Origin of the sequence: Hoeflea phototrophica DFL-43, from assembly GCF_000154705.2 — a bacterium.
In the GTDB taxonomy this organism is placed as follows: domain Bacteria; phylum Pseudomonadota; class Alphaproteobacteria; order Rhizobiales; family Rhizobiaceae; genus Hoeflea; species Hoeflea phototrophica.
The window spans coordinates 4293090-4318443 of the sequence record NZ_CM002917.1; the positions used below are offsets into that span (position 1 = coordinate 4293090).

Annotated in this window: 24 protein-coding genes; 4 read left to right on the forward strand and 20 right to left on the reverse strand. The window is 62.3% G+C overall.

Annotated features, from left to right (window positions below):
• The first annotated feature begins 109 nt into the window (after nucleotides 1-109).
• Together HPDFL43_RS20295 and HPDFL43_RS20300 are read left to right on the forward strand one after the other, a co-directional pair.
• The gene (locus tag HPDFL43_RS20295) at nucleotides 110-1045 is read left to right on the forward strand and encodes a tyrosine recombinase XerC (RefSeq protein WP_040450627.1); all 936 of its coding nucleotides are present in this window, start codon (nucleotides 110-112) and stop codon (nucleotides 1043-1045) included.
• A 215-nt stretch (nucleotides 1046-1260) separates the two neighbouring features.
• A complete protein-coding gene (locus tag HPDFL43_RS20300) occupies nucleotides 1261-2325 on the forward strand; it encodes a TraB/GumN family protein (RefSeq protein WP_007199301.1) in 1065 nt (354 codons plus the stop codon).
• Nucleotides 2326-2332: 7 nt separating this feature from the next.
• Here the strand turns inward: HPDFL43_RS20300 and HPDFL43_RS20305 are convergent, their stop codons facing one another.
• From HPDFL43_RS20305 to HPDFL43_RS20375, 15 genes are all read right to left on the reverse strand, one after another.
• Nucleotides 2333-2818 carry a DUF2867 domain-containing protein gene (locus HPDFL43_RS20305; RefSeq protein WP_007199302.1) on the reverse strand — a complete coding sequence of 162 codons (486 nt, stop codon included), beginning with the start codon at nucleotides 2816-2818 and terminating at the stop codon, nucleotides 2333-2335.
• A gap of 101 nt (nucleotides 2819-2919) precedes the next feature.
• Entirely contained in the window at nucleotides 2920-4326 is a 1407-nt protein-coding gene (gene lpdA, locus HPDFL43_RS20310; RefSeq protein ID WP_007199303.1) for a dihydrolipoyl dehydrogenase, read from the reverse strand.
• A gap of 37 nt (nucleotides 4327-4363) precedes the next feature.
• A complete protein-coding gene (locus HPDFL43_RS20315) occupies nucleotides 4364-4882 on the reverse strand; it encodes a hypothetical protein (protein ID WP_007199304.1) in 519 nt (172 codons plus the stop codon).
• Nucleotides 4883-4894: 12 nt separating this feature from the next.
• Nucleotides 4895-6115: a 2-oxoglutarate dehydrogenase complex dihydrolipoyllysine-residue succinyltransferase gene (gene odhB / locus HPDFL43_RS20320; RefSeq protein ID WP_007199305.1), complete on the reverse strand. Its 1221-nt coding sequence runs from the start codon at nucleotides 6113-6115 to the stop codon at nucleotides 4895-4897.
• 78 nt (nucleotides 6116-6193) lie between these two features.
• Nucleotides 6194-9184 carry a 2-oxoglutarate dehydrogenase E1 component gene (locus tag HPDFL43_RS20325; protein WP_007199306.1) on the reverse strand — a complete coding sequence of 997 codons (2991 nt, stop codon included), beginning with the start codon at nucleotides 9182-9184 and terminating at the stop codon, nucleotides 6194-6196.
• 61 nt (nucleotides 9185-9245) lie between these two features.
• On the reverse strand, nucleotides 9246-9656 hold the full coding sequence (locus HPDFL43_RS20330; protein ID WP_007199307.1) for a nuclear transport factor 2 family protein: 411 nt from the start codon (nucleotides 9654-9656) through the stop codon (nucleotides 9246-9248).
• 27 nt (nucleotides 9657-9683) lie between these two features.
• Nucleotides 9684-10586 (reverse strand): succinate--CoA ligase subunit alpha, encoded by a 903-nt coding sequence (gene sucD / locus HPDFL43_RS20335; protein ID WP_007199308.1) that lies wholly within the window; start codon nucleotides 10584-10586, stop codon nucleotides 9684-9686.
• 4 nt (nucleotides 10587-10590) lie between these two features.
• The gene (sucC, locus tag HPDFL43_RS20340; protein ID WP_007199309.1) at nucleotides 10591-11787 is read right to left on the reverse strand and encodes an ADP-forming succinate--CoA ligase subunit beta; all 1197 of its coding nucleotides are present in this window, start codon (nucleotides 11785-11787) and stop codon (nucleotides 10591-10593) included.
• A gap of 36 nt (nucleotides 11788-11823) precedes the next feature.
• The gene (gene mdh / locus HPDFL43_RS20345; RefSeq protein WP_007199310.1) at nucleotides 11824-12786 is read right to left on the reverse strand and encodes a malate dehydrogenase; all 963 of its coding nucleotides are present in this window, start codon (nucleotides 12784-12786) and stop codon (nucleotides 11824-11826) included.
• Between the two features lie 167 nt (nucleotides 12787-12953).
• On the reverse strand, nucleotides 12954-14129 hold the full coding sequence (gene zapE, locus HPDFL43_RS20350; protein WP_007199311.1) for a cell division protein ZapE: 1176 nt from the start codon (nucleotides 14127-14129) through the stop codon (nucleotides 12954-12956).
• A 46-nt stretch (nucleotides 14130-14175) separates the two neighbouring features.
• Nucleotides 14176-14694, reverse strand: a complete 519-nt coding sequence (locus HPDFL43_RS20355) for a protease inhibitor Inh/omp19 family protein (RefSeq protein ID WP_040450630.1) — start codon at nucleotides 14692-14694, stop codon at nucleotides 14176-14178.
• A gap of 172 nt (nucleotides 14695-14866) precedes the next feature.
• Complete coding sequence (locus HPDFL43_RS20360) at nucleotides 14867-15313, reverse strand: VOC family protein (protein WP_007199313.1); 447 nt, start codon at nucleotides 15311-15313, stop codon at nucleotides 14867-14869.
• A 125-nt stretch (nucleotides 15314-15438) separates the two neighbouring features.
• Entirely contained in the window at nucleotides 15439-16029 is a 591-nt protein-coding gene (gene msrA / locus HPDFL43_RS20365; protein WP_156970459.1) for a peptide-methionine (S)-S-oxide reductase MsrA, read from the reverse strand.
• A 212-nt stretch (nucleotides 16030-16241) separates the two neighbouring features.
• On the reverse strand, nucleotides 16242-17582 hold the full coding sequence (locus HPDFL43_RS20370) for an MFS transporter (RefSeq protein ID WP_007199315.1): 1341 nt from the start codon (nucleotides 17580-17582) through the stop codon (nucleotides 16242-16244).
• A gap of 54 nt (nucleotides 17583-17636) precedes the next feature.
• Nucleotides 17637-18554 carry a LysR family transcriptional regulator gene (locus HPDFL43_RS20375; protein WP_007199316.1) on the reverse strand — a complete coding sequence of 306 codons (918 nt, stop codon included), beginning with the start codon at nucleotides 18552-18554 and terminating at the stop codon, nucleotides 17637-17639.
• 90 nt (nucleotides 18555-18644) lie between these two features.
• Between HPDFL43_RS20375 and HPDFL43_RS20380 the strand changes: the two genes are divergently transcribed.
• A complete protein-coding gene (locus HPDFL43_RS20380; protein WP_007199317.1) occupies nucleotides 18645-19625 on the forward strand; it encodes an NAD(P)-dependent alcohol dehydrogenase in 981 nt (326 codons plus the stop codon).
• A 141-nt stretch (nucleotides 19626-19766) separates the two neighbouring features.
• A complete protein-coding gene (locus tag HPDFL43_RS20385; protein WP_007199318.1) occupies nucleotides 19767-20912 on the forward strand; it encodes a trans-sulfuration enzyme family protein in 1146 nt (381 codons plus the stop codon).
• Nucleotides 20913-21043: 131 nt separating this feature from the next.
• On the opposite strand, the gene HPDFL43_RS20390 is transcribed toward HPDFL43_RS20385, so the two are convergent.
• From HPDFL43_RS20390 to HPDFL43_RS20410, 5 genes are all read right to left on the reverse strand, one after another.
• On the reverse strand, nucleotides 21044-21823 hold the full coding sequence (locus tag HPDFL43_RS20390) for a succinate dehydrogenase iron-sulfur subunit (protein ID WP_007199319.1): 780 nt from the start codon (nucleotides 21821-21823) through the stop codon (nucleotides 21044-21046).
• Nucleotides 21824-21838: 15 nt separating this feature from the next.
• Nucleotides 21839-23674: a succinate dehydrogenase flavoprotein subunit gene (gene sdhA / locus HPDFL43_RS20395; protein WP_007199320.1), complete on the reverse strand. Its 1836-nt coding sequence runs from the start codon at nucleotides 23672-23674 to the stop codon at nucleotides 21839-21841.
• A gap of 12 nt (nucleotides 23675-23686) precedes the next feature.
• Nucleotides 23687-24070 carry a succinate dehydrogenase, hydrophobic membrane anchor protein gene (gene sdhD / locus HPDFL43_RS20400; protein ID WP_007199321.1) on the reverse strand — a complete coding sequence of 128 codons (384 nt, stop codon included), beginning with the start codon at nucleotides 24068-24070 and terminating at the stop codon, nucleotides 23687-23689.
• Nucleotides 24071-24094: 24 nt separating this feature from the next.
• Complete coding sequence (gene sdhC / locus HPDFL43_RS20405; RefSeq protein WP_040450634.1) at nucleotides 24095-24490, reverse strand: succinate dehydrogenase, cytochrome b556 subunit; 396 nt, start codon at nucleotides 24488-24490, stop codon at nucleotides 24095-24097.
• Between the two features lie 360 nt (nucleotides 24491-24850).
• The gene (locus tag HPDFL43_RS20410) at nucleotides 24851-25348 is read right to left on the reverse strand and encodes a GNAT family N-acetyltransferase (RefSeq protein ID WP_007199323.1); all 498 of its coding nucleotides are present in this window, start codon (nucleotides 25346-25348) and stop codon (nucleotides 24851-24853) included.
• Between the last annotated feature and the right edge of the window lie 6 nt (nucleotides 25349-25354).

Consider the following 25354-nt stretch of genomic DNA (forward strand, 5'->3'; position numbering starts at 1 on the left):
GATGTCATGATGACATCGAGACACCATCGTTTACCCCCCGCTAAGGCGTCAATGCAATAGTCCACTTGATGTTCCGCGCCAGATGACGGGACGGATGGATGGACAAACCATGGAAAAACCATTGGTTATCGCCGCACCCGATGTGGTTGCGGAACAACAGCGTTGGCTGGCCCAGCTGACCGAGGAACGCCGTCTGGCCGACAAGACCGCCGAGGCCTATGAACGCGATCTGCGCCAGTTCCTCGGCTTTCTCACCCTGCATCTGGGCGGTCCGCCGAAAATTTCCGATCTGGCTGATCTCAGGCCTCTTGATCTGCGAGCCTTCATGGCTGAACGCCGCAGGGAAGGTGCGGGTGCTAGAACGCTGGGACGGGGCCTTGCCGGGATAAGGTCATTTCTGCGCCATCTCGAGCGCAAAGGCCTTGCCAATGCCGCCGGCGCCACGGCCACCCGCGCGCCCAAACAGCCCAAATCCCTGCCCAAACCGTTAAGCGCCCGCGACGCCCGCCGCGTCGTCGACGCCGATCTGCAGCTCTCGGACGAACCCTGGATCGCCGCGCGCGATGCCGCCGTGCTGACACTGCTCTATGGCTGCGGCCTGCGCATTTCCGAAGCGCTGGGGCTCACCCGCAATGACATTCCCCGTGACGGCGAGAGCCTCCGGATCACCGGCAAGGGCGGCAAGACCCGGATTGTGCCGCTGCTGCCCATCGCCCGCAGCGCGATCAGTGATTATCTCGAACTGAGCCCGTTCCGCCCCGCTGCCGATGCGCCGATGTTCCGCGGGGCACGCGGCTGCCCCTTGCAGCCGGCCATCGTGCAGAAAGCCATGCGAGCCCTGCGCTCGGCGCTCGATCTTCCCGAAACCGCCACACCGCACGCGCTCAGGCATTCCTTCGCCACCCACCTGCTCGCCGGCGGCGGTGATCTCCGCACCATTCAGGAACTTCTCGGCCACGCCAGCCTGTCCACCACTCAGGTCTACACCGGCGTCGAAACCAGCCGCCTGCTGGAGATCTACGACCGCGCGCATCCCCGAGCCTGAGGCCGGCTCATCTTCAAGGCCGGGCACTCTTGGATTGCACCAGCAAGCCCGGCATTAAGCAGACATTTACCATCCGCAAACACCAAGGCCTTGGTTAACCTGTCGGTTGCGGCTTGTCGCCTACACTTGCGGTCAACACTCAACAGGTTGACACGCCCATGCGACACTTGCCCCATCTTCCGCCGTTAAAGGCCGCAAGCGCCCGTTTGCCGGGAATGGCGTTTGCCGCCGCGGTTTCACTGCCACTGCTTTTGCTGGCGATGCTCGCGGTTGGCTTGCTACTGGGAACAGCCCGGGCAAACGCCGAAATCCGCACCGTGGCAGCGCCGGCAGATCAGACGCAAGCCACCTGTGACGGGGAAAACCTGGCTGTTCAGCTTGGCAAGACCAACCCTGAGGCCCTGGCCGCAGCCCGTGCCGAAGCCGCCGCAGTCCCCAATGGGGACAGCAAGCTCTGGAAGATTGAAAAATCCGGTGTTGCCCCATCCTGGCTGTTTGGCACCATGCACATCACCGATCCGCGGGTGGTTCGCATGCCCGATGCCGCCCGCACGGCCTTCGACAGCGCCCGGACGGTAGTGATCGAAACCGTCGACATTCTCGACCCGGCGAAAGCCCAGGCCGCGCTGATGGCCAAGCCCGAACTCACCATGTTCACCGATGGCAACACGCTTGTCTCCTTCCTCGATGAGGAAGACGCGAAGCTTGTCGAATCCGAGCTTGCCAACCGCGGCATTCCGCTGGCGCTGGTCTCGCGGATGAAACCATGGATGGTTGCCGGCATGCTGGCGCTGCCGCAATGCGAACTTGCCCGCAAGAGCAGCGGCGAGGAGTTTCTCGACATCCGGATCGCCAACGACGCCAGGCGCGATGGCAAGGCCTTGCTCGGGCTGGAGAGCATCGGTGAACAGATGGCCGCGATGGCTGATCTGCCGATGGAGTTTCACATTCGCGGTCTGGTCGAAACCATCCGGCTCGCCGAGCTGATGCCCGACATCATGGCCACCATGACCGAACTTTATCTTCAAGGCGAGATCGCGCTGATCATGCCCACCATCCTGGCTGCCGGACCCGAGGCAAATGCCGACGACATCGACGGCTATGCAGAGTTCGAAAGACGCATCGTGGTGATGCGCAATCATGTCATGGCGGAACGCTCAGCCCCGATTCTGGCCGAAGGCAACGCCTTCATCGCGGTCGGCGCGCTGCATCTGCCCGGCGAGGAAGGCCTCGTGACCCTGTTGCAGCAGGACGGATTTACCGTAACCGCCATCAGATAGGCTGCGGTCAGCCAACCCGTAAGAGAGACGTCCGGACGATCAGCTTGTGAAACGGCGTGATCACCGCCAGATAGGCGCGGCCGAAGGCATTGTTGCGTTGGACCAGTGTCATCATCCGCACCCGGGTCGCGCCGTCGTCGTCAGGCTCAGCCGTCACAACAATCCGGAAATTCAGATGCCGGTCATCAAAGCCAAGCACGACTTCCCGTGGTTGTTTGTGAACCACTGGGAAGATCCCCATCCGCTCGACCTCGGCGGGCACATCGGCGGCATCACCCTTCAGCCCGAGTGGCCAAACCAGGATGTTGCGCAGCTTGAGCAGGCCGTGAAACCAGAACGGCAAGCGCCCAAACGCCTGCCGCGCCACCAGATCCGCGGTCAAGAGGCTTTCTCCGCCAGCGGGCGCTGCGACGATCACTTCAAAACAATCAGCCCAGTCCGCATCCGGCAGGGCCCAATGCGGCCAGTCAGGCTCAACCTCGTAAACCGACATCGCGGAACGCTCCTGATGGACCTGAGACCGGGCGGCGTTGTTGCACCCTCACCAGAAAGAATCAGGCTCCATACCCTGAGTACGGAACCTGAAAGCAAATTCTAGAGATGCAGCGGCTTTGCGAAGGTCGCAAGGGCTGCCTCGCGCACGGCCTCCGACATGGTTGGATGCGCGTGACAGGTCCGGCCGAGATCCTCCGAAGATCCACCGAATTCCATCAGCACGGCGGCTTCATGGATCAGTTCGCCCGCGCCAAAGCCGATGATGTGCACGCCCAGAACCCGGTCGGTCTCGGCATCTGCCAGAACCTTGACGAAGCCGTCCGGGGTCTGCATTGCACGCGCCCGGCCATTGGCCGAGAACGGGAACTTTCCGGTCTTGTACTTGATGCCCTCGGCCTTGAGTTCCTCTTCGGTCTTGCCGACGGCGGCGACTTCCGGCTGGGTGTAGACCACGCCGGGGATCACCCCGTAGTTCACATGACCGGCCTGGCCGGCCATGATCTCGGCCAGCGCCACGCCTTCGTCCTCGGCCTTGTGTGCGAGCATCGGGCCCACGATCACATCGCCAATGGCGTACACGCCCGGCACATTGGTCTGGTAATGATGATCGGTGCGCACCCGGCCGCGCTCGTCGAGCACCACGCCCGCCTCTTCGAGCCCAAGCCCCTCGGTGTAGGGCTTGCGGCCGGTGGCGACCAGAACCACATCGGCCTCAAGTGTTTCGGCATCGCCGCCCTTCACCGGTTCGAAACTGACCTTGGCGCCCTTTCCGGACTTTTCGACCCCGGTCACCTTGGCGCCGAGCTTGAACTCCATGCCCTGCTTGGCCAGAATCCGCTGGAACTGCTTGGCGACATCCGCGTCCATCCCGCCCAGGATCGTGTCGAGATACTCGACCACGGTCACCTTGGCGCCGAGCCGCGCCCAAACCGAGCCCATTTCGAGCCCGATCACGCCGCCGCCAACCACGATCAGATCGCCGGGAACCTTCTCGAGCGCAATCGCACCGGTGGACGAGACAATCACCTTCTCGTCGATATCGACCTTGACGCCGGGAATGCCGGCAACATCGGACCCGGTGGCGATCACCACATTCTTGGATTCAAGCTCCTGGGTCTTGCCGTCATCGCCGGTCACCGCCACCTTGCCCTCGCCAAGCACCTTGCCGGTGCCGATGAAGCTGTCGATCTTGTTCTTCTTGAACAGATAGGCGACGCCCTCGACATTGGATTTCACCACCGCATCCTTGTGCCCCATCATCTTTTCGAGATTGAGCTTGGCGCCGCCGATTTCCACACCGAGGCTCTCCATCCCATGGCTGGCATGGGCATAGACCTCCGAGGCGTGCAGCAGTGCCTTGGACGGAATACAGCCGATATTGAGGCAGGTGCCGCCAAAGGTCGCGCGCTTTTCGATCACGGCCACCTTGAGGCCAAGCTGTGCAGCCTTGATGGCGCAGACATAGCCCCCGGGGCCGGAACCGATAACGATGACGTCGTAGCTCATGGTCTTTTCCTTTGGTCGATAAGGGTTGCCCCTGATCTTATTCCTGACATGCCTTGAGGCGAAATGAATCGCCGGGAAGGCTGGTGATCTGGTTGGCCTCAAAGGCCGCGGACTGCATCAAGGCGGCGGTGAAATCGGGAAGCAGCAGGTTCTCACTTGCCGCTTGGGATGTCTGGCTGCTGCTGGGCACCGGAAGCCAGGCGACGCCACCCTTGTCGCTGATGGCGTAGATCGGTCCCTGCCACACAGTGCAGGCGGCGATTTCGGCCCCCGTGGCGTCCCCTTCCGGGCAGTCATGCATCACGATGCCCCAGGGCCGGTCGGGGCCTCCGGCAAGCATCACCACGCCTTCCATGGTAACGCCGGAACCGGCGAATGCCAGATCAAACCGGTGCAGCATCGAATCTGCCGGTCCGGGCGGACCGGAAAAGCCGATCTCGAGATCGCCTCTGGCAGATCCATAGACCGCCAGAGCCTGCGGGCAGGCAGCCATCGCGGTGCCGAGCGGGGCAGCCAGCCCCGTCAACACCAAGGCGATATGGCGGAGGGACGCCATCAAGTCCTCTCCTTACAGATCGAGGACCAGACGCTCGGGATCTTCCAGGCTTTCCTTGACCCGCACCAGGAAGGTCACGGCTTCCTTGCCATCGACAACCCGGTGATCATAGGAAAGCGCCAAATACATCATCGGACGGATCACAACCTGACCGCCGATAGCCATCGGGCGTTCCTGGATCTTGTGCATGCCGAGCACGCCCGACTGCGGCGAATTCAGGATCGGCGAGGACATCAGCGAGCCGTAGACACCACCATTGGAAATGGTGAAGGTGCCGCCCTGCATGTCGGCCATCGACAATTCACCGTCACGCGCGGCCCGGCCCAGACGTCCGATTTCCTGTTCGATACCAGCGATGCTCATCTGGTCGGCGTCGCGCACCACCGGAACCACCAGACCCTTGTCGGTGCCCACGGCAACGCCGATATGGCAGTAGTTCTTGTAGATGATGTCGGTCGCGTCCATCTCGGCATTGACGCCCGGAACTTCCTTCAGCGCATGGCAGACAGCCTTTGTGAAGAAGCCCATGAAGCCGAGTTTGACCCCGTGCTTCTTCTCGAACAGGTCCTTGTACTTCTTGCGCAGCTCCATGACTGCGGTCATGTCCACCTCATTGTAGGTGGTCAGCATCGCAGCCGTGTTCTGCGCTTCCTTGAGGCGCCGGGCGATGGTCTGCCGCAGGCGGGTCATCTTCACCCGCTCCTCGCGCGGCGCATCGTCAGCCGACGAGGCCGGGCGCGCTGCGGCTGGCGCAGCCGCCGGGGCCGATCCCTTGCCGATGGCGTCAAGCACATCGCCCTTGAGCACCTGGCCGCGCTTGCCCGAACCGGCCACGTTGCCGGCATCGATCTTGTTTTCCGCCATCAGCTTCTGGGCGGAAGGAGAAGCTGGCATGTCGGACCCTGCGGCCTGCTTCGGCGCTTCGTCAGCCTTTGCGGGCTCAGCCTTGGCTGGAGCCTCGGCCTTCGCAGGTGCCGCCGCTGCCGCACCTGCTTCGCCTTCGGCAATCTGCGCCAGAAGCGCATTGACCTCTACGGTCTCTCCGTCCTTGGCGAGGATTTCGCTCAAGACGCCGGAGACCGGCGACGGAACTTCGATCGACACCTTGTCGGTTTCCAGTTCCACCAACGGCTCGTCCACCTTGACGGTGTCGCCCGCCTTCTTGAACCAGGTGCCGATGGTGGCTTCGCTGACGGATTCGCCAAGGGTCGGGACGCGGACTTCAGTAGCCATGATGTTGTTTCCGTTCTTTCTCAGTCAGACAGGACGCGTGGACATCCAACTCGGGTTGATTTTCAGACGGGGGCGGCCTCAGCCGCCCAACGCATCCTCGAGGAAGGCTTCAAGCTGGGCGAGGTGGCGCGACATCAGACCGGTCGCGGTCGAGGCAGAGGCCGGACGTCCAGTGTAACGCACGCGCTGATACTTGGCGTCGATATGGGCCAGCACCCATTCGAGATAGGGATCGATGAACGACCAGGCGCCCATGTTCTTGGGCTCCTCCTGGCACCACACCATCTCGGCATTGCGGAAGCGCGACAGCTCGTTGATCAGCGCCTTGGCCGGGAACGGGTACAGCTGCTCGAGGCGCAGCAGGTAGATATCGTCGATGCCGCGCTTCTCGCGCTCTTCATAGAGATCGAAATAGACCTTGCCCGAGCACATCACCACGCGGCGGATCTTGTTGTCCTTGGCCAGCTTGATCTGTTCGTTCTTGAGCACCTCGGCATCGTCCCACAGCAAGCGGTGGAACGAGGTGTCGCCGGACATTTCGCTGAGCATCGAGACCGCCCGCTTGTGCCTGAGCAGCGACTTCGGTGTCATCATGATAAGCGGCTTGCGGAAATCGCGGTTCACCTGCCGCCGGAGGATGTGGAAATAGTTCGATGGCGTGGTGCAGTTGGCCACCTGCATGTTGTCTTCCGCACACATCTGCAAGAAGCGCTCGAGACGCGCCGAAGAGTGCTCCGGTCCCTGCCCCTCATAACCGTGCGGCAGCAGGCAGACGAGGCCCGACATCCTCAGCCACTTGCGCTCGCCCGACGAGATGAACTGGTCAAACAGCACCTGCGCACCATTGGCGAAGTCGCCGAACTGCGCTTCCCAGAGCGTCAGCGCATTCGGGCGGGCCAGTGAGTAGCCATATTCAAAGCCGAGAACCGCTTCTTCCGAGAGCATCGAGTTGATGACTTCATAGCGGGCCTGATTGAGCGCCACATGGGCGAGCGGGATGTAACGTTCCTCGGTTTCCTGATCATAGAGCACCGAATGCCGCTGCGAGAACGTTCCGCGCTCGACATCCTGGCCCGAAAGCCGGATCTTGGTGCCTTCATGCATCAGCGTTCCAAAGGCCAGCGCTTCGGCCATGGCCCAGTCGATGCCCTCTCCGGTCTCGACCATCTTGGCCCGGTTGTCCATGAAGCGCTGGATCGTGCGGTGCGCCTTGAAGTCGTTCGGGACTTCCGCCAGCTTCTTGCCGATTTCACGCAGCGTCTTGATCGGCACACCGGTCTTGCCGCGGCGCTGCTCATCCTGGTTGTCAGCGGTTCTGAGCCCCGACCACTGGCCGTCGAGCCAGTCCGCCTTGTTAGGCTTGTAGCTCTGGCCGATGTCGAATTCGCCTTCCAGATGGGCGCGCCAGTCGGCCTTCATCTTCTCGAATTCACCCTCTGTGATCACGCCTTCCTCAACCAGGCGCCGCGCATAAAGCGTCACCGTGGTCTCGTGGCTGCGGATCTTCTTGTACATCTTCGGCTGGGTGAATGACGGCTCGTCACCCTCATTGTGGCCGAAACGGCGGTAGCAGAACATGTCGATGACCACCGGCTTGTGGAAGGTCATGCGGAACTCGGTCGCCACCTTTGCGGCATAGACCACCGCTTCCGGGTCGTCGCCATTCACATGGAAGATCGGCGCCTCGATCATCTTCGCCACATCCGAGGGATAGGGCGAGGAGCGCGAGAAGCCCGGATTGGTGGTGAAACCGATCTGGTTGTTGATGATGAAGTGCACGGTACCGGCCACCCGGTGACCGCGCAGCCCCGACAGGCCAAGAATTTCGGCAACCACACCCTGTCCGGCAAAGGCCGCATCGCCGTGCAGAAGCAGCGGCATCACCTTGACGCGCTCGCGCAGCGGAATGATGTCACCCTCGAAGTCGGTGGCGATCATGTCCTGCTTGGCGCGCGCCTTGCCCATCACCACCGGATTGACGATTTCCAGATGCGACGGGTTGGCCGTCAGCGACATATGCACCTTGTTGCCATCAAACTCGCGGTCCGATGAGGCGCCAAGGTGATACTTCACATCGCCCGAACCCTCGACCTCGTCGGGCTTGAACGAACCGCCCTTGAACTCGTGAAACACCGCCCGGTGCGGCTTCGACATAACCTGTGTCAGCACATTGAGGCGGCCGCGGTGGGCCATGCCGAAGACAATTTCCTTCAGCCCCATATTGCCGCCGCGCTTGATGATTTGCTCAAGCGCCGGAATCAGCGATTCGCCTCCATCCAGGCCGAAACGCTTGGTGCCCTTGTATTTGACATCGATGAACTGCTCGAAGCCTTCCGCCTCGATCAGCTTCTGCAGGATCGCCTTCTTGCCCATGTCGGTGAAGTCGACGCCCTTGTCCGGACCCTCGATGCGCTCCTGGATCCAGGACTTCTCCTCGGGGTTGGAGATGTGCATGAACTCGACGCCCAGCGTCGAACAGTAGGTCCGCTTGAGAATATCGAGCATCTCGCGGATGGTCGCATATTCGAGCCCGAGCACATGATCGATGAAGATCGGCCGGTCGTAGTCGGCCTCGGTGAAGCCGTAAGCCTCGGGCGCGAGCTCGTTGTAGTCATCATCGGGCTGCTGGGCCAGGCTCAGCGGATCAAGGTTGGCATGCAGATGGCCACGCATGCGGAAGGCGCGGATCATCATGATGGCACGGACCGAATCGCGCGTCGCCTGCTCGATCGCGGCGGCATCGATCGGCTGGCCCGCAGCCTTGGCCTTGCCGTTGATCTTGTCGCCCATCGCCTTTTCGACAGCACCCCAGTCGCCATCGAGTGCGGAAACCAGTTCGCCATTGGCCTGCAACGGCCAGTTGGCCTTTTTCCACGACGCTCCTGCAGCCGATTTGCGGACCTGGTCCGGATCATCCTTCAAATCGGCGAAAAAGGCCTGCCATTCCGATGGCACGCTGTTCGGATTGTCCTGAAAACGGGCGTACATGTCCTCGATGTAGGGGGCATTGCCGCCATACAGGAACGAGGTCTGCGCCATGATGTCATTGGCTTCGTCGTTGCGTGCCATGGGTCTCACCTTTTTGCGGGCCTTTCCGGCCCTTCCCTAGACTGTGTGGCTTGCGCGACCTTTACGCCGCGAGCCTGCCCAAACCTATTCCCAGCGCGGCGGTATCGGTGAACACCTGAAAACGGGTGATCTTGCCGTCGCGCAGCGTGAACATGTTGACTGTTTCCGTATGCACCTTGCGTGCCGTCGCCTTGACCGTCCATTCGCCTCTGAGAACCGTGATCACGGTGTCACCGGCAACATGAAGGGAAATCGGCTCGACCGTGTCGATCACCAGATGATCGCTCACGGTCTTGAGGAAGGCTTCAAAGCCTTCGAACCCGGTCCAGTCCCCGGCCCAGGGCAGAAGCCCTTCAGGCGCCGGGTAATGAACCTCGATATCGCCGGAGACGACGCCGCGCAGGGCCACACTGTCGCCCGCTTTCAGCGCGGCGTAGTAGCGGTCCAGCGTTTCGCGCACGGCGTCGCTCATTGCTTCAAACCTCGTTTGCCCCCGGGATTACCCCTTGAGGACTTCAACCAGTGTCTTGCCAAGACGCGCAGGCGACGGCGAGACGCGGATACCCGCCGCTTCCATGGCCTTGATCTTGTCTTCTGCGCCGCCCTTGCCGCCCGAAATCACCGCGCCGGCATGGCCCATGGTGCGTCCGGGAGGCGCCGTGCGGCCGGCGATGAAGCCTGCCATCGGCTTCTTGCGGCCCTTCTTGGCCTGCTCGATCAGCCACTCGGCTGCATCTTCTTCCGCCGAGCCGCCGATTTCACCGATCATGATGATCGATTCGGTTTCCGGATCGTCCAGATAGAGATCGAGAATGTCGATGAACTCGGTGCCCTTGACCGGGTCGCCGCCGATCCCGACAGCGCTCGACTGGCCAAGACCTTCATTGGTGGTCTGGAACACCGCTTCATAGGTCAGCGTGCCCGAGCGCGACAGGATGCCCACCGAGCCCTTCTTGAAGATGTTGCCCGGCATGATGCCGATCTTGCACTCGTCCGGCGTCATCACGCCGGGACAGTTGGGGCCGATCAAACGCGACTTCGACTTGTCGAGAACATCCTTGGCGCGGATCATGTCGGCAACAGGAATGCCCTCGGTGATGCAGACGATCAGCTCGATCTCGGCCTCGATGGCTTCGATGATCGCCGCCGCAGCGCCTGCCGGCGGCACGTAAATCACCGAGGCATTGGCGCCGGTTGCGGACTTGCCTTCAGCGACGGATGCGAAGATCGGCAGCTTCTCGCCGCCCGAGCCTTCCCAGGTGGAGCCGCCCTTTTTCGGGTGGATACCGCCAACCATCTGCGTACCGTGATAGGCCAGCGCCTGTTCGGTGTGGAAGGTGCCGGTCTTGCCGGTGAGCCCCTGGACCAGGACCTTGGTGTCTTTGTTGATCAGAATGGACATGGTCTCAGGATCCCTTCACCGCATTGACGATCTTCTGGGCTGCGTCGTCGAGATCGTCAGCCGCGATCACATCGAGGCCGCTTTCATTGATGATCTTCTTGCCGAGCGCCACATTGGTGCCTTCGAGGCGGACCACCAGCGGAACCTTGAGCCCGACTTCCTTGACCGCGGCAACAACGCCCTCGGCGATGACATCACACTTCATGATGCCGCCGAAGATGTTGACCAGAATGCCTTTGACCGCGGGGTCGGCAGTGATGATCTTGAACGCTGCCGTGACCTTTTCCTTGGTCGCGCCACCACCGACATCGAGAAAGTTCGCCGGCTCCTGGCCATAGAGCTTGATGATGTCCATCGTCGCCATGGCAAGACCCGCGCCGTTGACCATGCAGCCGATATTGCCGTCGAGCGCGACATAGGCGAGGTCGTATTTCGACGCCTCGATTTCCTTGGCGTCTTCCTCGGTCAGGTCACGCAGCGCGACGATGTCGTCGTGGCGGAACAGCGCGTTGTTGTCGAACGACACCTTGGCGTCGAGCACCCGCAGGCGGCCGTCCTTCATGACGATCAGCGGGTTGACCTCGAGCAGCGCCATGTCCTTTTCGACAAATGCCTTGTAGAGGATCGGGAACAGCTTTTCGCCGTCAGCCGCAGCCTCGCCGGTAAGCTCCAGCGCGCCGTTGAGCTTGGCCAGATCTGCAGCCGTCACACCGGCTTCCGGATCAATGGCGACGGTGATGATCTTTTCGGGTGTTTCTTCGGCAACCGCCTCGATGTCCATGCCGCCCTCGGTGGAAACCACGAAGGCCACCTGACCGACGGTGCGGTCCACCAGGATCGAGAGATAGAGCTCGCGCTCAATATCTGCGCCGTCTTCGATGTAGAGCCGGTTGACCTGCTTGCCGGCCTCGCCGGTCTGCTTGGTGACCAGCGTGTTGCCGAGCATCTCGGCCGCATGCGCCTTGGCTTCATCGATCGAGAAGGCCAGCCGCACACCGCCCTTGGCGTCGGGGCCGAGCTCCTTGAACTTGCCCTTGCCGCGGCCGCCGGCATGGATCTGGCTCTTGACCACATAGAGCGGGCCGGGCAGCGACTTCGCAGCCGCTTCCGCCTCGTCAGCAGAGAAAATGGCAACCCCTTCGGCCACCGGCGCGCCAAAACCCTTCAAAAGGGCCTTGGCCTGATATTCATGGATGTTCATGGGAACTCCTGGATTGGATCAGCGGCTCGGCCGCGCTTACTTCAGATTCGGGGCGATGGCGATGCAGGCTTCGCAAAGCCCTGCAACCGATGCCACCGAATTGTCGAAGGCTTTCTGCTCGGTCTTGTTGAGCTCGATCTCGATCACCCGCTCGATGCCGCCTTCGCCGATGACGCAGGGCACGCCCACATACATGTCCTTCACGCCATACTGGCCCGACAGATAGGCCGCACAGGGCAGAACCCGCTTCTTGTCCTTGAGATAGCTCTCGGCCATCAGGATCGCCGAAGCGGCAGGCGCGTAATAGGCCGAGCCGGTCTTGAGCAGCGAGACGATCTCCGCGCCGCCATCGCGGGTGCGCTGGATGATTTCCTCGAGCTTTTCCTTCGAGGTCCAGCCCATCTTGACCAGATCCGGCAGCGGGATGCCTGCAACCGTCGAGTAGCGCGCTAAGGGGACCATGGTGTCGCCATGCCCGCCAAGCACGAAGGCGGTGACGTCCTCGACCGAAACATTGAATTCTTCGGCCAGGAAATGCTGGAAGCGGCCCGAGTCGAGCACGCCGGCCATACCGACGACCTTGTTCTTGGGCAGGCCCGAGAATTTCTGCAGCGCCCAGACCATCGCGTCGAGCGGGTTGGTGATGCAGATGACGAAGGCGTTGGGGGCGTATTTCTTGATGCCCGCACCAACCTGTTCCATCACCTTGAGGTTGATGCCGAGCAGATCGTCGCGGCTCATGCCGGGCTTGCGGGCAACACCGGCTGTCACAATGCAGACATCCGCGCCCTCGATGGCGGAATAATCATTTGCACCCGACAGGCGGGAATCAAAGCCTTCAACCGGTGCGGACTCGGCGATGTCGAGCGCCTTGCCCTGAGGCGTGCCCTCGGCGATATCGAACAGGACGATATCGCCCATTTCCTTCAAGCCGGCCAGATGGGCGAGCGTGCCGCCGATCATTCCCGAACCAATCAATGCAATCTTGTTGCGCGCCATATCTTAGCCTCCGCGGGTCAATGGACGAACGGAACCCACGCTTGACTGCCCGGCCCCGAGTTCGACTTTTCGCATAGACTGTATGCCGGGAACTGGCAACTCAAACTTTTGATATTATATAATTCAATCGGTTAGCTTGTTCGGCTTTTACGTAAACGTCAATATTTTCAGACCGGATCTAGCGTTCCGGACACTTTCGCCGCCTGGCTCGCCTCCAGATAGGCCTCGCTTTGCATCTCGTTGAGACGTGAGGCGGTGCGCGCAAACTCGAACTTCTCGGTGCCGCTCTCCGCCTGATAGAGCCCATCCGGCGCCGCCTCAGCGGACACGAACAGCCGGATCTTGCGGTCATAAAACGTGTCAATCAGCGTGATGAAGCGCTTCGCGGCGTTCCGGTTCGCCTGCCCCATCACCGGCACCTGGTCGACAAATACGGTGTGATAACGCCCGGCGATTGCCGCATAGTCGGATGCCCCGAGCGGTTTTTCGCAAAGCCCCGCAAAGCTGAACCGCGCGGCCCCGCCACCGGCTTGCGGCACCGGAACCTTCCGGCCCTTGACCTCTATCTCCGAAGCCGCCGTCTGCTTGCCGGCCGTCACCCGGATCCAGGCAAGATCCATTGCCGCCCCGGCGTCGCCGCCCCCCGACAGCTCATGATAAACAGGCAGCCGGGTCGTGGCCTCCATCCGGTAGTCGGTGCGCGCATCAAGGTCGAGCACATCGACGTTCTCCTTGAGCAATCCGATGAAAGGAACGAACAACTGCCTGTTCAGCCCGTCACGGTAGAGATTGTCCGGTTCCACATTGGACGTCGCCACCAGCACGCAACCGCGCGTGAACAATTGCTCGAACAGCCGCGACAGCAGCATTGCATCAGCAATGTCGGTGACCGAGAACTCATCGAAACACAGCACCCAGGCCTCATCGATCAGATCTCTCGCCACCGGCGGCACCGGATCTGTCTCCTTGGTTTCCCCGGCCTTCAGCTTCTGGCGGTGGGCATGAATGCGGCTATGCACATCCGCCATGAAATCATGGAAATGCGCCCGCCGCTTGCGCTTGGCCGGGACCAGTTCATAGAACATGTCCATCAGCATGGTCTTGCCACGGCCAACCGCGCCATGGACATAGAGCCCGCGCGGCGCATTGATGGATTTGGTCTTGCGCGCGAACATCCAGCCCAGCGCGCTGGATTTCTTCGCCAGCCGGCGGCTCGAAACCTCCAGCAACAGCGCGTCGAACCGTTTGGCCAGCTTCACCTGCGCCGTATCGAGCGAAAATTCACCACTGGCAACCCGCGAGGCATAGGCCTCAGCGACCGTGGTGTGGTGTCTCCATGGCATATGGGTCAGACCCTGTCAGCTATCACCGGCGGCGCGCAAGAACCGGTCAGCGCGAAAGCGAGATCGGCTGCCCGGTGGCGGTCGATCCGTCATAGCGCTCGTTGGCCGACTGATAAAGCCTTGCAACCTGATTGCCGCTCGAATCCGCCAGGATCACCTGCTTGCCCTGAACATCCCAGGCCGCAATCGCAGCAGCATCGCCGACACAGCCACGTGACGCGGCACGATATCCGCCGGTCCATTTGGTCAGCGAAAGGAACACATCACAGCTCGAGCCACCGGTGCCTGCCGACCAGCGGCCAATCAGCGCCTCGCGGGTGAGCTCGGGCGCATTGGCCGCGGCAACTTGCGGGTTGACCGGCGGAGGTGCAGTTGGCGCTTCGGGGAACTGGGATGTTCCGTCGCTCACAGGTGGCGCCAACTGGCCCGATTCCACGCCGCCAATAGGAGCAGGCATCAAAGGCGCGGGGCGGGGCTGCGTGCTCAACCCGCCAAAGGACGTCCGCTGACATCCACCCAGTGCGGCGGTGACCGCGACCGCGACCAGCAAGGTGTGCATTTTCATAGGCTCGCTCCGATTGCGCGAAGCACCAGCTTCGCTGTTCGTCCCATCTTCCCGCATAAAATGTCGAGACAATGGAAATTGCAAGGCAAACTGGCCGTTCAGTAAAGACACATCCGGCCATGTCCAGATCATTCGAACAAATTAGAACAGATTTCTTAAGAAAGAATACACTTTAATCCGGCCGGATCGCCGCACTCGGAACCCAGATATAGCCTTCAGGATCGACAACAAAGCATTCGCGCAACCCGTGCGGCTTGTCGATGCTGCCTGCCAGAACATGATGGCCCTGCGATTCGGCCCGGGCCTCCACCTTGTCCGGATCGAGTCCGTAAACGCGGAGTTCGACACCGGCGCCACGGCTCTCGGCGCCGGCGACAATGCCCGACATCGGGTGGCTGGCATAGGAATGGTCGGCATGCAGCATGAACACCGAGCCGCACAGTTCGATGGCGGCAAAGTCCTCGTCGTGATCAAGCACCATGGCGCCCAGGCAATCCCGGCAGAACGCAACTTGTGCACCAATATCGGCAACCAGCAGATTGACCCCGACACCACGCGGCAGTGATCGGCCAAAATCTTCAGCCGACATCCACGGTTCCTTGCTGCGTTTCATGGCCATGACACTCTCCCGAGACCGAATTGCCGGGCGCAAGCTTTGCGAGGCAGCGACATCAAAGTCAATTCGCGTTTGGAGTCAGGTCATTTCGCGCCTTGAGGCCGTGCCGGAGAGCAACCGGTTTCCATTCACTTCTTGTCGATGCCGGAATAGGCCTGATCGCCCCACAATGATTTGACCCGTTTGTCGCGGCCGCAGCCATTGCGGTAATAGCGGTAGCGGATCGGGTTCTTGGCGTGGAAGTTCTGGTGGTACTCCTCAGCCGGCCAGAACGTCGGCGCAGGCAACACCTCGGTGGCGACCGGCTGCGCCAGCACCATCGCGGCATCAGCCTTTGCCGCCTCGGCAAGAGCGCCTTGCGCATCATTCAGGGTGTAGACGGCGGTGCTGTAGCTGAAACCGCGGTCACAGAATTGCCCGCCATCATCGGTCGGATCAACGGTGCGGAAAAAGGTCTTGAGCAGCGCGTCGTAGCTGACCATCGACGGATCATAGGTAATCCGCACCGCCTCACGGTCACCGTTCCTGGTGTGGGTTTCATAGGTCGGATTGTCATTCTTGCCGCCAATATAGCCCGACACCGTTTCCTTGACCCCTTCGATATGGTCGAAATCGGACTCGACGCACCAGAAGCAGCCACCTGCGAAAATGGCCACACCGGTGTTGGCCTCGGCTGCTGTTGCGTCATCCTGGGCCCTGGCAACGCCTGCCGTCAGCATGCTCAGCGCCAGCATGATGGTCGCGGGCAACAATCGTCTCATCGGCACATCTCCTGTTCAGTTCGAAGCTAGACCATCGGCACGGCATGACAACTCACGCTTCCGCACATTGCCGTGAGACTGAGGTCTTTGCCGCAATATCCGGCATCCTGTGCTCCTGCGGCCATTGCACCGAAGGCGCCACGTTCTCTGCGGTTACCGTCCGGTTGAGGTCAGCCCTGCGTCGGCCAGACCCGGTGGTGTTCATCATCGATGACAAACACATGGCGGTGCCGGGTGCCCTGCGGCGGGTGGGCGCGCAGATGCGGATGATTGGGCGGAAGGTCACCATGCTCATGATCAAGCATCGACGCATCATCGGCAGGCCAGACCCGGAGCGCCGCCAGCGCGCCGGTCAGCGCCATGCCGCCCAGCATCAGCATTGCCGCGGGCAGGCCAAGAGCAAGCCCAGCCCAGCCCGCCAGCGGATAGGTGACAAGCCAGCAGGCATGCGACAGCGTGAACTGCGCGGCAAACACCGCCGGCCGGTCCTCGGCATGGGCCGAGACCCGCAGCAGACGCCCCGAAGGCGTCAGGATGGCGGAATAGAACACGCCGCTCAGGACCCAGGCAAGAAGAAACCCGGTCCAGGCCGGCCAACCCTCCGCGAAGAGATAGGTCGCATGCCCGAGCGTCAGCAGCGCCAGCAGAAAGCCCGACCGGACCATCACCATCCGGTCGGCGATCGTTTCCAGCAACCGCGGCAGTGCAATCGCTGACAGCATGGAGCCGGCTCCGAAGGCCGCAAGGGCGGCGGCCACTCCGGCCTCGCCGCCGCCATAGCCGCCGCGCACGATCACCACGGTGTTTACCAGCACGAACGCTCCGGCGCTGGCTGCTGTTAGGTTGAGCGCCAGCAACCCTCTGAGCCGCGGCGTTGCCAGATAGATCCGCACCCCGCGCGTCAGCCGCTCGGCAAACGGGCGCTGCACCCGCTCGGGCTTGGCCAGTGGGATGGCCGCAACAGCCACCAGCAATGCCGAACCCAAAAAGCCCAGAACCGTGCCGCCAAACAGCCAGTGGTAGCTAATGAACATCAGCAGCAGGCCCGCCAGCGCCGGGCTCAGCAGGTTTTCCAGATCATAGGCCAGCCGCGACAGCGAAAGCGCCCGCGTATAGTCCCTTTCATCGGGAAGAATATCCGGAATCGCCGCCTGAAACGCCGGGGTGAAGGTCGCCGAGGCCGCCTGCAGCACAAAGATCAGACCATAGATCTGCCAGACCTGGTCAATGAAGGGCAACGCGAGCGCCACCGAGGCGCGCACCAGGTCGGCCCCGATCAGCAGCTGCTTGCGCGGCCGGCGCCCGGCAATCGCATTGGCAAGCGGCGCCAGGCCCACATAGGCGATCATCTTGATCGCAAACACCGTGCCGAGCACTGCACCGGCCCGGTCCCCCGCCAGATCATAGGCAAGCAGCCCCAGCGCCACCGTCAGAAGCCCGGTTCCCGCAAGCGCAATCACCTGCGCCGAAAACAGGCGGGCATAGGCAGGATGTTTGAGGATCTCGATCATTTGGTCACGCTAGCAGATTCCTCACGCCACCCGATAGATCAGCGATTTGCATTGTCATTCAGCTCCTGCGGGGAGCACGCGGTAAGCCCGCGCCAGGGCTTCGGCCATCAGGTCAAACACCAGCCGCACCCGCCGGCTGGTGTGGACCTCGCGGTGGGTCACCAGCCAGACGGGGAAGACCAGCGGATCGACACCGGGCAGCACCCGGACCACGCCCGGTTCCGCGTCGCCGATGTCGGCGGCCATGACGCCGATGCCGAGCCCCTGCTTGACGTGGCTCCACTGCACCAGGTGGCTTTCCGAGATCAGCGAAAAATTCTTCTGCGTCAGTGTCAGCCCGAACCGGGCCATCGCCGCAATCAGCTCTCCCGACCGGTTGAAGCCGATGAACTCCGCCGCCGCGAAATCTTCCGGCGCCGAGGGATTGCCGATGCTCTCGAGATAGAAGGGCGTGGCGTAGATCCGGCCCTCGATATCGCGGATCTTGCGCGCCACCAGGTTGGGCTGGGTCGGCCGGTAATTGCGGATGGCGATATCGGCCTCGCGCCGCCTCAGGTCACTCTCGGTGTTGGTGGCGACGATCTCGACATCGATACCGGGCGCAGTCTCCCGGAGTTTGCGGATGATCGGCGGCAGCCGGAACGCTGCGTCGGTCTCGCTGGCGCTGATCGACACCGTGCCCTCAATCGCCTGCGCCTTGCCCGACGCCGACAGCGACATCCGCGCCGCCGCCTCGCCCATGGCCCGGACATGGTCCATCAGCTCGAGCCCGCTCGGCGTCAGCGTCAGCCCACGCCCGACCCGCTCGAACAGCGCCACCCCTAGCTCCCGTTCCAGCGCCGCCACCTGGCGGCCAAGCGTCGGCTGCGCCATGCCGAGCGCCCGCGCGGCGGCTGACAGCGAGCCCTCCTCGGCAGTCACCAGAAACGCCCGCGCCCGGTTCCAGTCGAAATTGACAGATCTCCAATCCATGCGAAAATGCATATCATATCGGCATTATTGGTCAATTTATTCTGCGCCTGCGCATGGCTATATCCGGACCAGAAACTGGAGAACAGATCGATGAAAGCCATCGCCCATTCCAACTACGGGACGCCGGACGTGCTCAAACCCGTCGACCTGCCCAAGCCCGCTGCGAAGCCCGGTGAAGTCCTGGTCCGGATTCGCGCCACCACCGTAACCGCGGGCGACTACCGCGCTCGCAGCCTCGACATACCCCCGGGTTTCGGCCTGGTCGGCAGGCTGGCATTCGGGCTGTTCCGGCCCCGCCGCCAGGTGCTCGGAGCCGAGTTTTCCGGCGTGGTCGAGGCGGTCGGCAACGACGTCACCCGCTTCGCCCCCGGCGACCGGGTCTTCGCCTATCCCGGCGCCGGCTTCGGTGGCTATGCCGAATACGCGGTGATCGCCGAGACCGCGGCGATTGCCCCTATGCCCGCCGATCTCGATTTCGATGAAGCCGCGGCAATCCCCTTCGGCGGCGCAACCGCGCTCAATTTCCTGCGCGACAAGGCCGGCATCAAACCCGGCGACCATGTTCTGGTCATCGGCGCCTCGGGCAGCGTCGGCAGCGCCGCCGTGCAAGTCTCAAAAGCCTTTGGCGCCCATGTCACCGCAACCGCATCGGCTGGCAAGCTCGACATGGTGGGCGATCTCGGCGCCGACCAAGTGATCGACCACTCACGTGAGAACCCCGCCGCTGCCCGGGACGCCTATGACATCATTCTCGACACAAGCGGCACCGCGACATACCCGAAGTATGGCTCTTCGCTGAAACCGGGCGGCCGGCTGCTGCTGGTCTCCGCCAATCTGTGGCAGCACATCGGCACGCTGTTTGCCCGCAAGCGCGGCGGCCGCAAGGCATCGGGCGGCTACGCCCCTGAACGCGCCGAGGACCTGCGCTTTCTCGCCGATCTTGCGGCCAGGGGCCAGTTCATGCCCTACATCGACAAGCGCTTTGCGCTGGCAGATGCCGCCCAGGCCCACCGTTACTACGAGAGCCCGGCCAGGAAGGGCAACGTCGTCATCACCAATGCGCCGGCCTGACCGGGGCGGCTTCTGCCGGCCAGGCCGGAGGGTCAAACAGGCCGTTGAAATTCGCCGCCGGACTGCATAGACACGTGGGCTTGAGTGGGCGCACCGGCGTCCGGAAATCTGGTGCACATGCCAGGGAAAGACCGAGTTCACATGAGCCTCCCCAACGACGTCAAAGCCTCCACCATCGCGGCCCAGGCCGGCGGCATCATCGACACACCCTCGGGCGGCGTAGTGCCGCCGGTGCAGCCCTCGACCACCTTCGTGCGTGACGAGGGTTACGCGCTGGTCAATCCCGACAATATCTATTCCCGCGACAATTCCGACATCGTCCGCATCACCGAAAATGTGCTGGCGCGGCTCGAGGGCGCGGAAGAAGCGCTGCTGTTTCCAGCAGGTATGGCGGCGATTGCGGCGCTGTTCCGCACCCTGCCGAACGGCGCCACCGTGGTGGTCCAGTCCGGTATTTACTGGGGCACCACCAAGTGGCTGAGGGACTTTTCCGCCCGCCGCGAGATTGCCCTGCACGAGGTTGATGCGGCCGATCCCGAAGCCCTCGCCGCGGCCTGCACAGCCCATACTCCGGGTATCGTGTTCATCGAGACGCCGTCGAACCCCTGGCTCAAGACTGTCAACATCGCCCATGCCGCCAAATGCGCCCATGCCGCCGGTGGCCTGCTGGCCGTCGATTCCACCGCCGCAACGCCGGTGCTGCAGAAACCGCTGGAGCTTGGCGCCGACATCGTCATGCATTCCGCCACCAAGGGCATCAACGGCCATTCAGATGTGCTCGCCGGCGTCCTCGCCACGGCAGCCCCAGCGGCACAGATCTGGACCGACATCAAGACCGACCGCCACGACGCCGGTGCGGTACTGGGGCCCTTCGAGGCCTGGCTCCTGCTGCGCGGCATGCGCACCCTGCCCTTGCGCGTAGAGCGGATGAGCGCCAATGCGCTCAAGATCGCCAGATGGCTCAAGGCCCATCCCAAGGTGGCGGATGTCTATTATCCCGGCCTTGAAAGCCATCCCGGCCACGCGGTCGCCAGAACCCAGATGCAGGGCGGCTTCGGCTGCCTGCTGTCCTTCCTGGTTCAGGGCGGCGCGCCGGAAGCCCTCGCCGTGGTCGGCAAACTCAAGCTGTTCCACCGCGCCACATCATTGGGCGGCGTCGAAAGCCTGGTCGAGCACCGCCACACCATCGAACCCCACACCGGCATCCCCGAAAGCCTGATCCGTGTTTCGGTGGGCATCGAGGATGCTAATGATCTGATTGCGGATCTGAGCCGGGCGCTGGGCTGAGATCGAAGCTCGGGGGCTCCCAGATCTCCTCCCCCGCAAGGGGGGAGATAAGTGGATGCCAGCTTCGGACACACTCGGACACAAAAAAGGGGAGCAAAAGCTCCCCTTTTCAACTTCGTATCTCGCCTGGCCTACACCCGGCGCTCGACCATCATCTTCTTGATCTCGGCAATCGCCTTGGCTGGGTTCAGGCCCTTGGGGCAGGTTTGCGCGCAGTTCATGATGGTGTGGCAGCGGTAGAGCCGGAACGGATCCTCGAGATCATCGAGCCGTTCGCCGGTGGATTCGTCACGGGAATCGATCAGCCAGCGATAGGCCTGCAACAGAACGGCCGGGCCGAGATAGCGGTCGCCATTCCACCAGTAGCTCGGGCAGGAGGTCGAGCAGCAGGCGCACAAAATGCACTCATAGAGCCCGTCGAGCTTGGCCCGGTCCTCATGGCTCTGCTTCCATTCCTTCGCCGGCGTCGGCGACACCGTTTTCAGCCACGGCTCGATTGAGCGGTGCTGGGCGTAGAAATTGGTCAGATCCGGCACCAGATCCTTGACCACCGGCAAATGCGGCAACGGATAGACCTTCACCGCACCGTCAATCTCGTCGAGACCCTTGGTGCAGGCCAGCGTGTTGGTGCCGTCGATGTTCATCGCACAGGAGCCGCAAATGCCCTCGCGGCAGGAGCGGCGCAGCGTCAGCGTCGCGTCTATCTTGTTCTTGATCCACAACAGGCCGTCGAGCACCATCGGTCCGCAATCATCGGTGTCGATGTGGAACGTGTCGATGCGCGGGTTCTCGGCATCATCCGGCGACCAGCGGTAAATCTTGAATTCGCGCGTATGGGTCGCGCCTTCCGGCTTCGGCCAGACCTTGCCCGGCTTGGGCTGCGAATTCTTCGGGAGTGTGAGTTCAACCATTGGTCCCGTTCCCTCTTAGTAGACCCGCGCCTTGGGCGCGATCTTGGCGATGTCGATGCCGTCTGCAATCAGCTCGGTGTGAACCGGGCGATAGTCGAGCTTGACCTTGCCCTTCTCATCCACCCAGGCCAGCGAATGCTTGCGCCAGTTCTCGTCGTCACGGCCGCCAAAGGCCCCCTCGACATAGTCCTCGCGGGCGTGGGAGCCGCGGCTTTCCTTGCGCGCCTCGGCCGAATAGACCGTGGTGATCGCATTCGCCATCAGATTGTCGAGCTCGAGCGTTTCCATCAGGTCCGAATTCCAGATCAGCGAGCGGTCGGTGACCTTCACATCGGGAAGCTCGTCCCAGATCGCGCTCATCCGCTTGCAGCCGGATTCGAGCGATTCCTGGGTGCGGAACACCGCGGCGTCTTCCTGCATGGTGCGCTGCATCTTTTCGCGCAGTTCGGCTGTCGGGGTCGAGCCATTGGCGTGACGCACCGCGTCAAAGCGGGTCATCACCTTCTCGAACGACGCCTCGTTGACCGGAGGGATGCTCGACGCGCGGTCAATCACCTCGCCGGCGCGGATCGCCGCTGCGCGGCCGAACACGACCAGGTCGATCAGCGAGTTTGAACCCAGGCGGTTGGCGCCATGCACCGAGGCGCAACCGGCTTCGCCGACGGCCATCAGGCCGGGCGTCACCTTGTCCGGGTCTTTCTTGGTCGGGTTGAGCACCTCACCCCAGTAATTGGTCGGGATGCCGCCCATGTTGTAATGCACAGTCGGCAACACCGGGATCGGCTCGCGGGTCACATCGACGCCGGCGAAGATCTTGGCACTTTCCGAGATGCCCGGAAGCCGCTCGTGCAGCACCGCCGGGTCAAGGTGATCGAGATGCAGGAAGATGTGGTCCTTGGCCTTGCCGACGCCACGGCCCTCGCGGATTTCCATAGTCATGCAGCGCGAGACAACGTCACGCGAAGCCAGATCCTTCGCCGATGGCGCATAGCGCTCCATGAAGCGCTCGCCCTCGGAATTGACCAGATAGCCGCCTTCGCCGCGCGCACCCTCGGTGATCAGGCAGCCTGCGCCATAGATCCCTGTCGGGTGGAACTGCACGAACTCCATGTCCTGGAGCGGCAGGCCGGCGCGGGCGATCATGCCGCCGCCATCGCCGGTGCAGGTATGCGCCGAAGTGGCCGAGAAATAGGCCCGGCCGTAACCGCCGGTGGCCAGCACCACCATCTTGGCCGAGAAGCGGTGAATCGTGCCGTCATCAAGGTTCCAGGCGACAACGCCGGTGCAGCGGCCGTCCTCTTCCATCAGAAGATCGGTGGCGAAATACTCGATGAAGAATTCAGCATTGTTCTTCAGCGACTGGCCATACAGCGTGTGCAGGATGGCGTGGCCGGTGCGGTCGGCCGCAGCACAGGTGCGCTGCACCGGAGGGCCTTCACCGTAATTCTGCATGTGGCCGCCAAACGGCCGCTGGTAGATCCGGCCATCCTCGGTGCGCGAGAACGGCACGCCGTAATGCTCCAGCTCATAGACCGCCTTGGGCGCTTCCATGGTCAGATACTGCATGGCGTCGACATCGCCGAGCCAGTCCGAGCCCTTGACGGTGTCATACATGTGCCACTGCCAGCTGTCGGGCGTCATGTTTGTCAGCGATGCGGCGATGCCGCCCTGTGCTGCAACCGTGTGCGAGCGGGTCGGGAACACCTTGGAGATGCAGGCGGTGCGGAAGCCCTGTTCGGCCATGCCCAGCGTGGCGCGAAGACCGGCGCCACCGGCGCCAACGACAACCACGTCATAGGCGTGGTCGACAATCGTGTAGGCGCGTCCGCCAATGTTGACGCTCGACGTCATTACCATGGTCTGTCAGCCTCCGAAGCCGAGTTTGAGAACCGAAAACAGCGATACGGCGCCGATTGCGGCTGTAAAGAACGTGTTGAAAAGCAACAGCGCCACCTTGGCGCCCTCGGCGTGTATATAGTCCTCGATGATCACCTGCATACCCAGGCGCATGTGAACCAGGCCGGAAATCACCACCAGGCCCATCAGCACCGCCACCAGCGGATTCGACAGCGCGCCGGCAACCACCTCGTAGGGCTCGCCATTATAGGCGATGATGAACAGGATGAAGAAGATGATCAGCGGCACATTGGCGACCGCAGTCACCCGCTGCCGCCAGAAATGATCCGTGCCTTCCTTGGCCGAACCCAGACCGCGAACCTTGGAAAGTGGTGTGCGCATGTTGTTCATGTCAGTGTCCCTCAAATCCGGCGCTCAGAAGCGGGTCGCGTAGCCGGCGATCCAGATCAGGACCGTCAGGATGACCGAGCCGGTGATCGTCGCCCAGGCCATCTTGGTCGAGGTCTGCGGATCAAAGCCGTGGCCGGTATCCCAGATGAAATGGCGGATACCGCCGAGCAGGTGATGCACCAGCGCCCAGGTGTAGCCAAACAGCACCAGCCGGCCCAGCAGCGATCCGAAGATGCCATTGACCCAATCGAAATACTCAGGCCCCGAGGCGGCTGCGATCAGCCACCAGGCGACCAGGATGGTTCCTGCATACAGCGCCATACCGGTCAGCCGGTGCAGGATGGACATCACCATGGTCGGAATTTGCTTGTAGATACTCAGGTGCGGCGATAGCGGCCGGTTCTGCGTCACATTGGTCATGGAGACCTGATCCTTTTCCCTCATCTCGCGCTGCGCACCTTGCCGGGAGCCCGGTCGGGTGTTTGAAACACGCTGCAGCGCTTGGCCCTGCTGCACCAGATCCTAAATCCGAACAGGTTTAAGAAATCATGTGCAGCACCCAAAACCAATGCTGACCGCTTGCAATGCAGCGCAGCTGGCTTTGACAGGGTTTTAGTGCGTTATGTGCACCGCGTCAAAGCCCGGTTTGCCTTTGAAGCCAAGCCTTTGGTCGAAAGCGCGAGCCCGTTCTTGCCACGGATCAGGGTTCAATCGGTTCAAACCGGAAAAGCACGTCTTCCCGCACACCACGAGACCCCGCGACACTTTATCCCGCCGGTTTCAGCGCGAATGGTCGAAGCGGATTTCCCAGCTGGAGAAATCCGCCTTGTTGGCGAGCTTTTCATAGAGCTTGCGCCCGTCCTCCGGCAACCGCGGCGCGTTGAGCACGATGCGCGACCAGCCATGGGCGTCGCTTTCCTCCGCCAGCATGTCGATCATCGTCTGGGCGATGCCCATGTTGCGGTGCAGATGGCTGACATAGAGATGGTCGACCTGGCCCAGCCGCATGCCGGTGACCGGATCGGGCAGATCATAAAACATCACGAAACCGACCAGTTCACCATCAAGCCGTGCGCCGAACACCTGCGCCGAGCGGTCCTGCAGCAGGGTCTCGGCATAAAAATCATCCGGCCGCCGCGGCGCGCCGCGCTTGAGCGACTGCACATAGGCCGCCAGCAGCGGTGAGAACTGATGCGCGTCTTTCAGCCGCAGCAGCGAGATATCGATGTTTTCGGGCGGGATGCGGGTCGGTGTATCGGGCTTTGTCATGACGCCCATGTTTCC

Bases quoted from the DNA above. Each gene is read 5' to 3' on its own strand.
- HPDFL43_RS20295 (WP_040450627.1), top strand. From the start codon at position 110: ATGGAAAAACCATTGGTTATCGCCGCACCCGATGTGGTTGCGGAACAA.
- HPDFL43_RS20300 (WP_007199301.1), top strand. From the start codon at position 1,261: ATGGCGTTTGCCGCCGCGGTTTCACTGCCACTGCTTTTGCTGGCGATG.
- HPDFL43_RS20305 (WP_007199302.1), bottom strand. From the start codon at position 2,818: ATGTCGGTTTACGAGGTTGAGCCTGACTGGCCGCATTGGGCCCTGCCG.
- lpdA (WP_007199303.1), bottom strand. From the start codon at position 4,326: ATGAGCTACGACGTCATCGTTATCGGTTCCGGCCCCGGGGGCTATGTC.
- HPDFL43_RS20315 (WP_007199304.1), bottom strand. From the start codon at position 4,882: ATGGCGTCCCTCCGCCATATCGCCTTGGTGTTGACGGGGCTGGCTGCC.
- odhB (WP_007199305.1), bottom strand. From the start codon at position 6,115: ATGGCTACTGAAGTCCGCGTCCCGACCCTTGGCGAATCCGTCAGCGAA.
- HPDFL43_RS20325 (WP_007199306.1), bottom strand. From the start codon at position 9,184: ATGGCACGCAACGACGAAGCCAATGACATCATGGCGCAGACCTCGTTC.
- HPDFL43_RS20330 (WP_007199307.1), bottom strand. From the start codon at position 9,656: ATGAGCGACGCCGTGCGCGAAACGCTGGACCGCTACTACGCCGCGCTG.
- sucD (WP_007199308.1), bottom strand. From the start codon at position 10,586: ATGTCCATTCTGATCAACAAAGACACCAAGGTCCTGGTCCAGGGGCTC.
- sucC (WP_007199309.1), bottom strand. From the start codon at position 11,787: ATGAACATCCATGAATATCAGGCCAAGGCCCTTTTGAAGGGTTTTGGC.
- mdh (WP_007199310.1), bottom strand. From the start codon at position 12,786: ATGGCGCGCAACAAGATTGCATTGATTGGTTCGGGAATGATCGGCGGC.
- zapE (WP_007199311.1), bottom strand. From the start codon at position 14,129: ATGCCATGGAGACACCACACCACGGTCGCTGAGGCCTATGCCTCGCGG.
- HPDFL43_RS20355 (WP_040450630.1), bottom strand. From the start codon at position 14,694: ATGAAAATGCACACCTTGCTGGTCGCGGTCGCGGTCACCGCCGCACTG.
- HPDFL43_RS20360 (WP_007199313.1), bottom strand. From the start codon at position 15,313: ATGGCCATGAAACGCAGCAAGGAACCGTGGATGTCGGCTGAAGATTTT.
- msrA (WP_156970459.1), bottom strand. From the start codon at position 16,029: ATGCTGACGGCAGGCGTTGCCAGGGCCCAGGATGACGCAACAGCAGCC.
- HPDFL43_RS20370 (WP_007199315.1), bottom strand. From the start codon at position 17,582: ATGATCGAGATCCTCAAACATCCTGCCTATGCCCGCCTGTTTTCGGCG.
- HPDFL43_RS20375 (WP_007199316.1), bottom strand. From the start codon at position 18,554: ATGGATTGGAGATCTGTCAATTTCGACTGGAACCGGGCGCGGGCGTTT.
- HPDFL43_RS20380 (WP_007199317.1), top strand. From the start codon at position 18,645: ATGAAAGCCATCGCCCATTCCAACTACGGGACGCCGGACGTGCTCAAA.
- HPDFL43_RS20385 (WP_007199318.1), top strand. From the start codon at position 19,767: ATGAGCCTCCCCAACGACGTCAAAGCCTCCACCATCGCGGCCCAGGCC.
- HPDFL43_RS20390 (WP_007199319.1), bottom strand. From the start codon at position 21,823: ATGGTTGAACTCACACTCCCGAAGAATTCGCAGCCCAAGCCGGGCAAG.
- sdhA (WP_007199320.1), bottom strand. From the start codon at position 23,674: ATGACGTCGAGCGTCAACATTGGCGGACGCGCCTACACGATTGTCGAC.
- sdhD (WP_007199321.1), bottom strand. From the start codon at position 24,070: ATGAACAACATGCGCACACCACTTTCCAAGGTTCGCGGTCTGGGTTCG.
- sdhC (WP_040450634.1), bottom strand. From the start codon at position 24,490: ATGACCAATGTGACGCAGAACCGGCCGCTATCGCCGCACCTGAGTATC.
- HPDFL43_RS20410 (WP_007199323.1), bottom strand. From the start codon at position 25,348: ATGGGCGTCATGACAAAGCCCGATACACCGACCCGCATCCCGCCCGAA.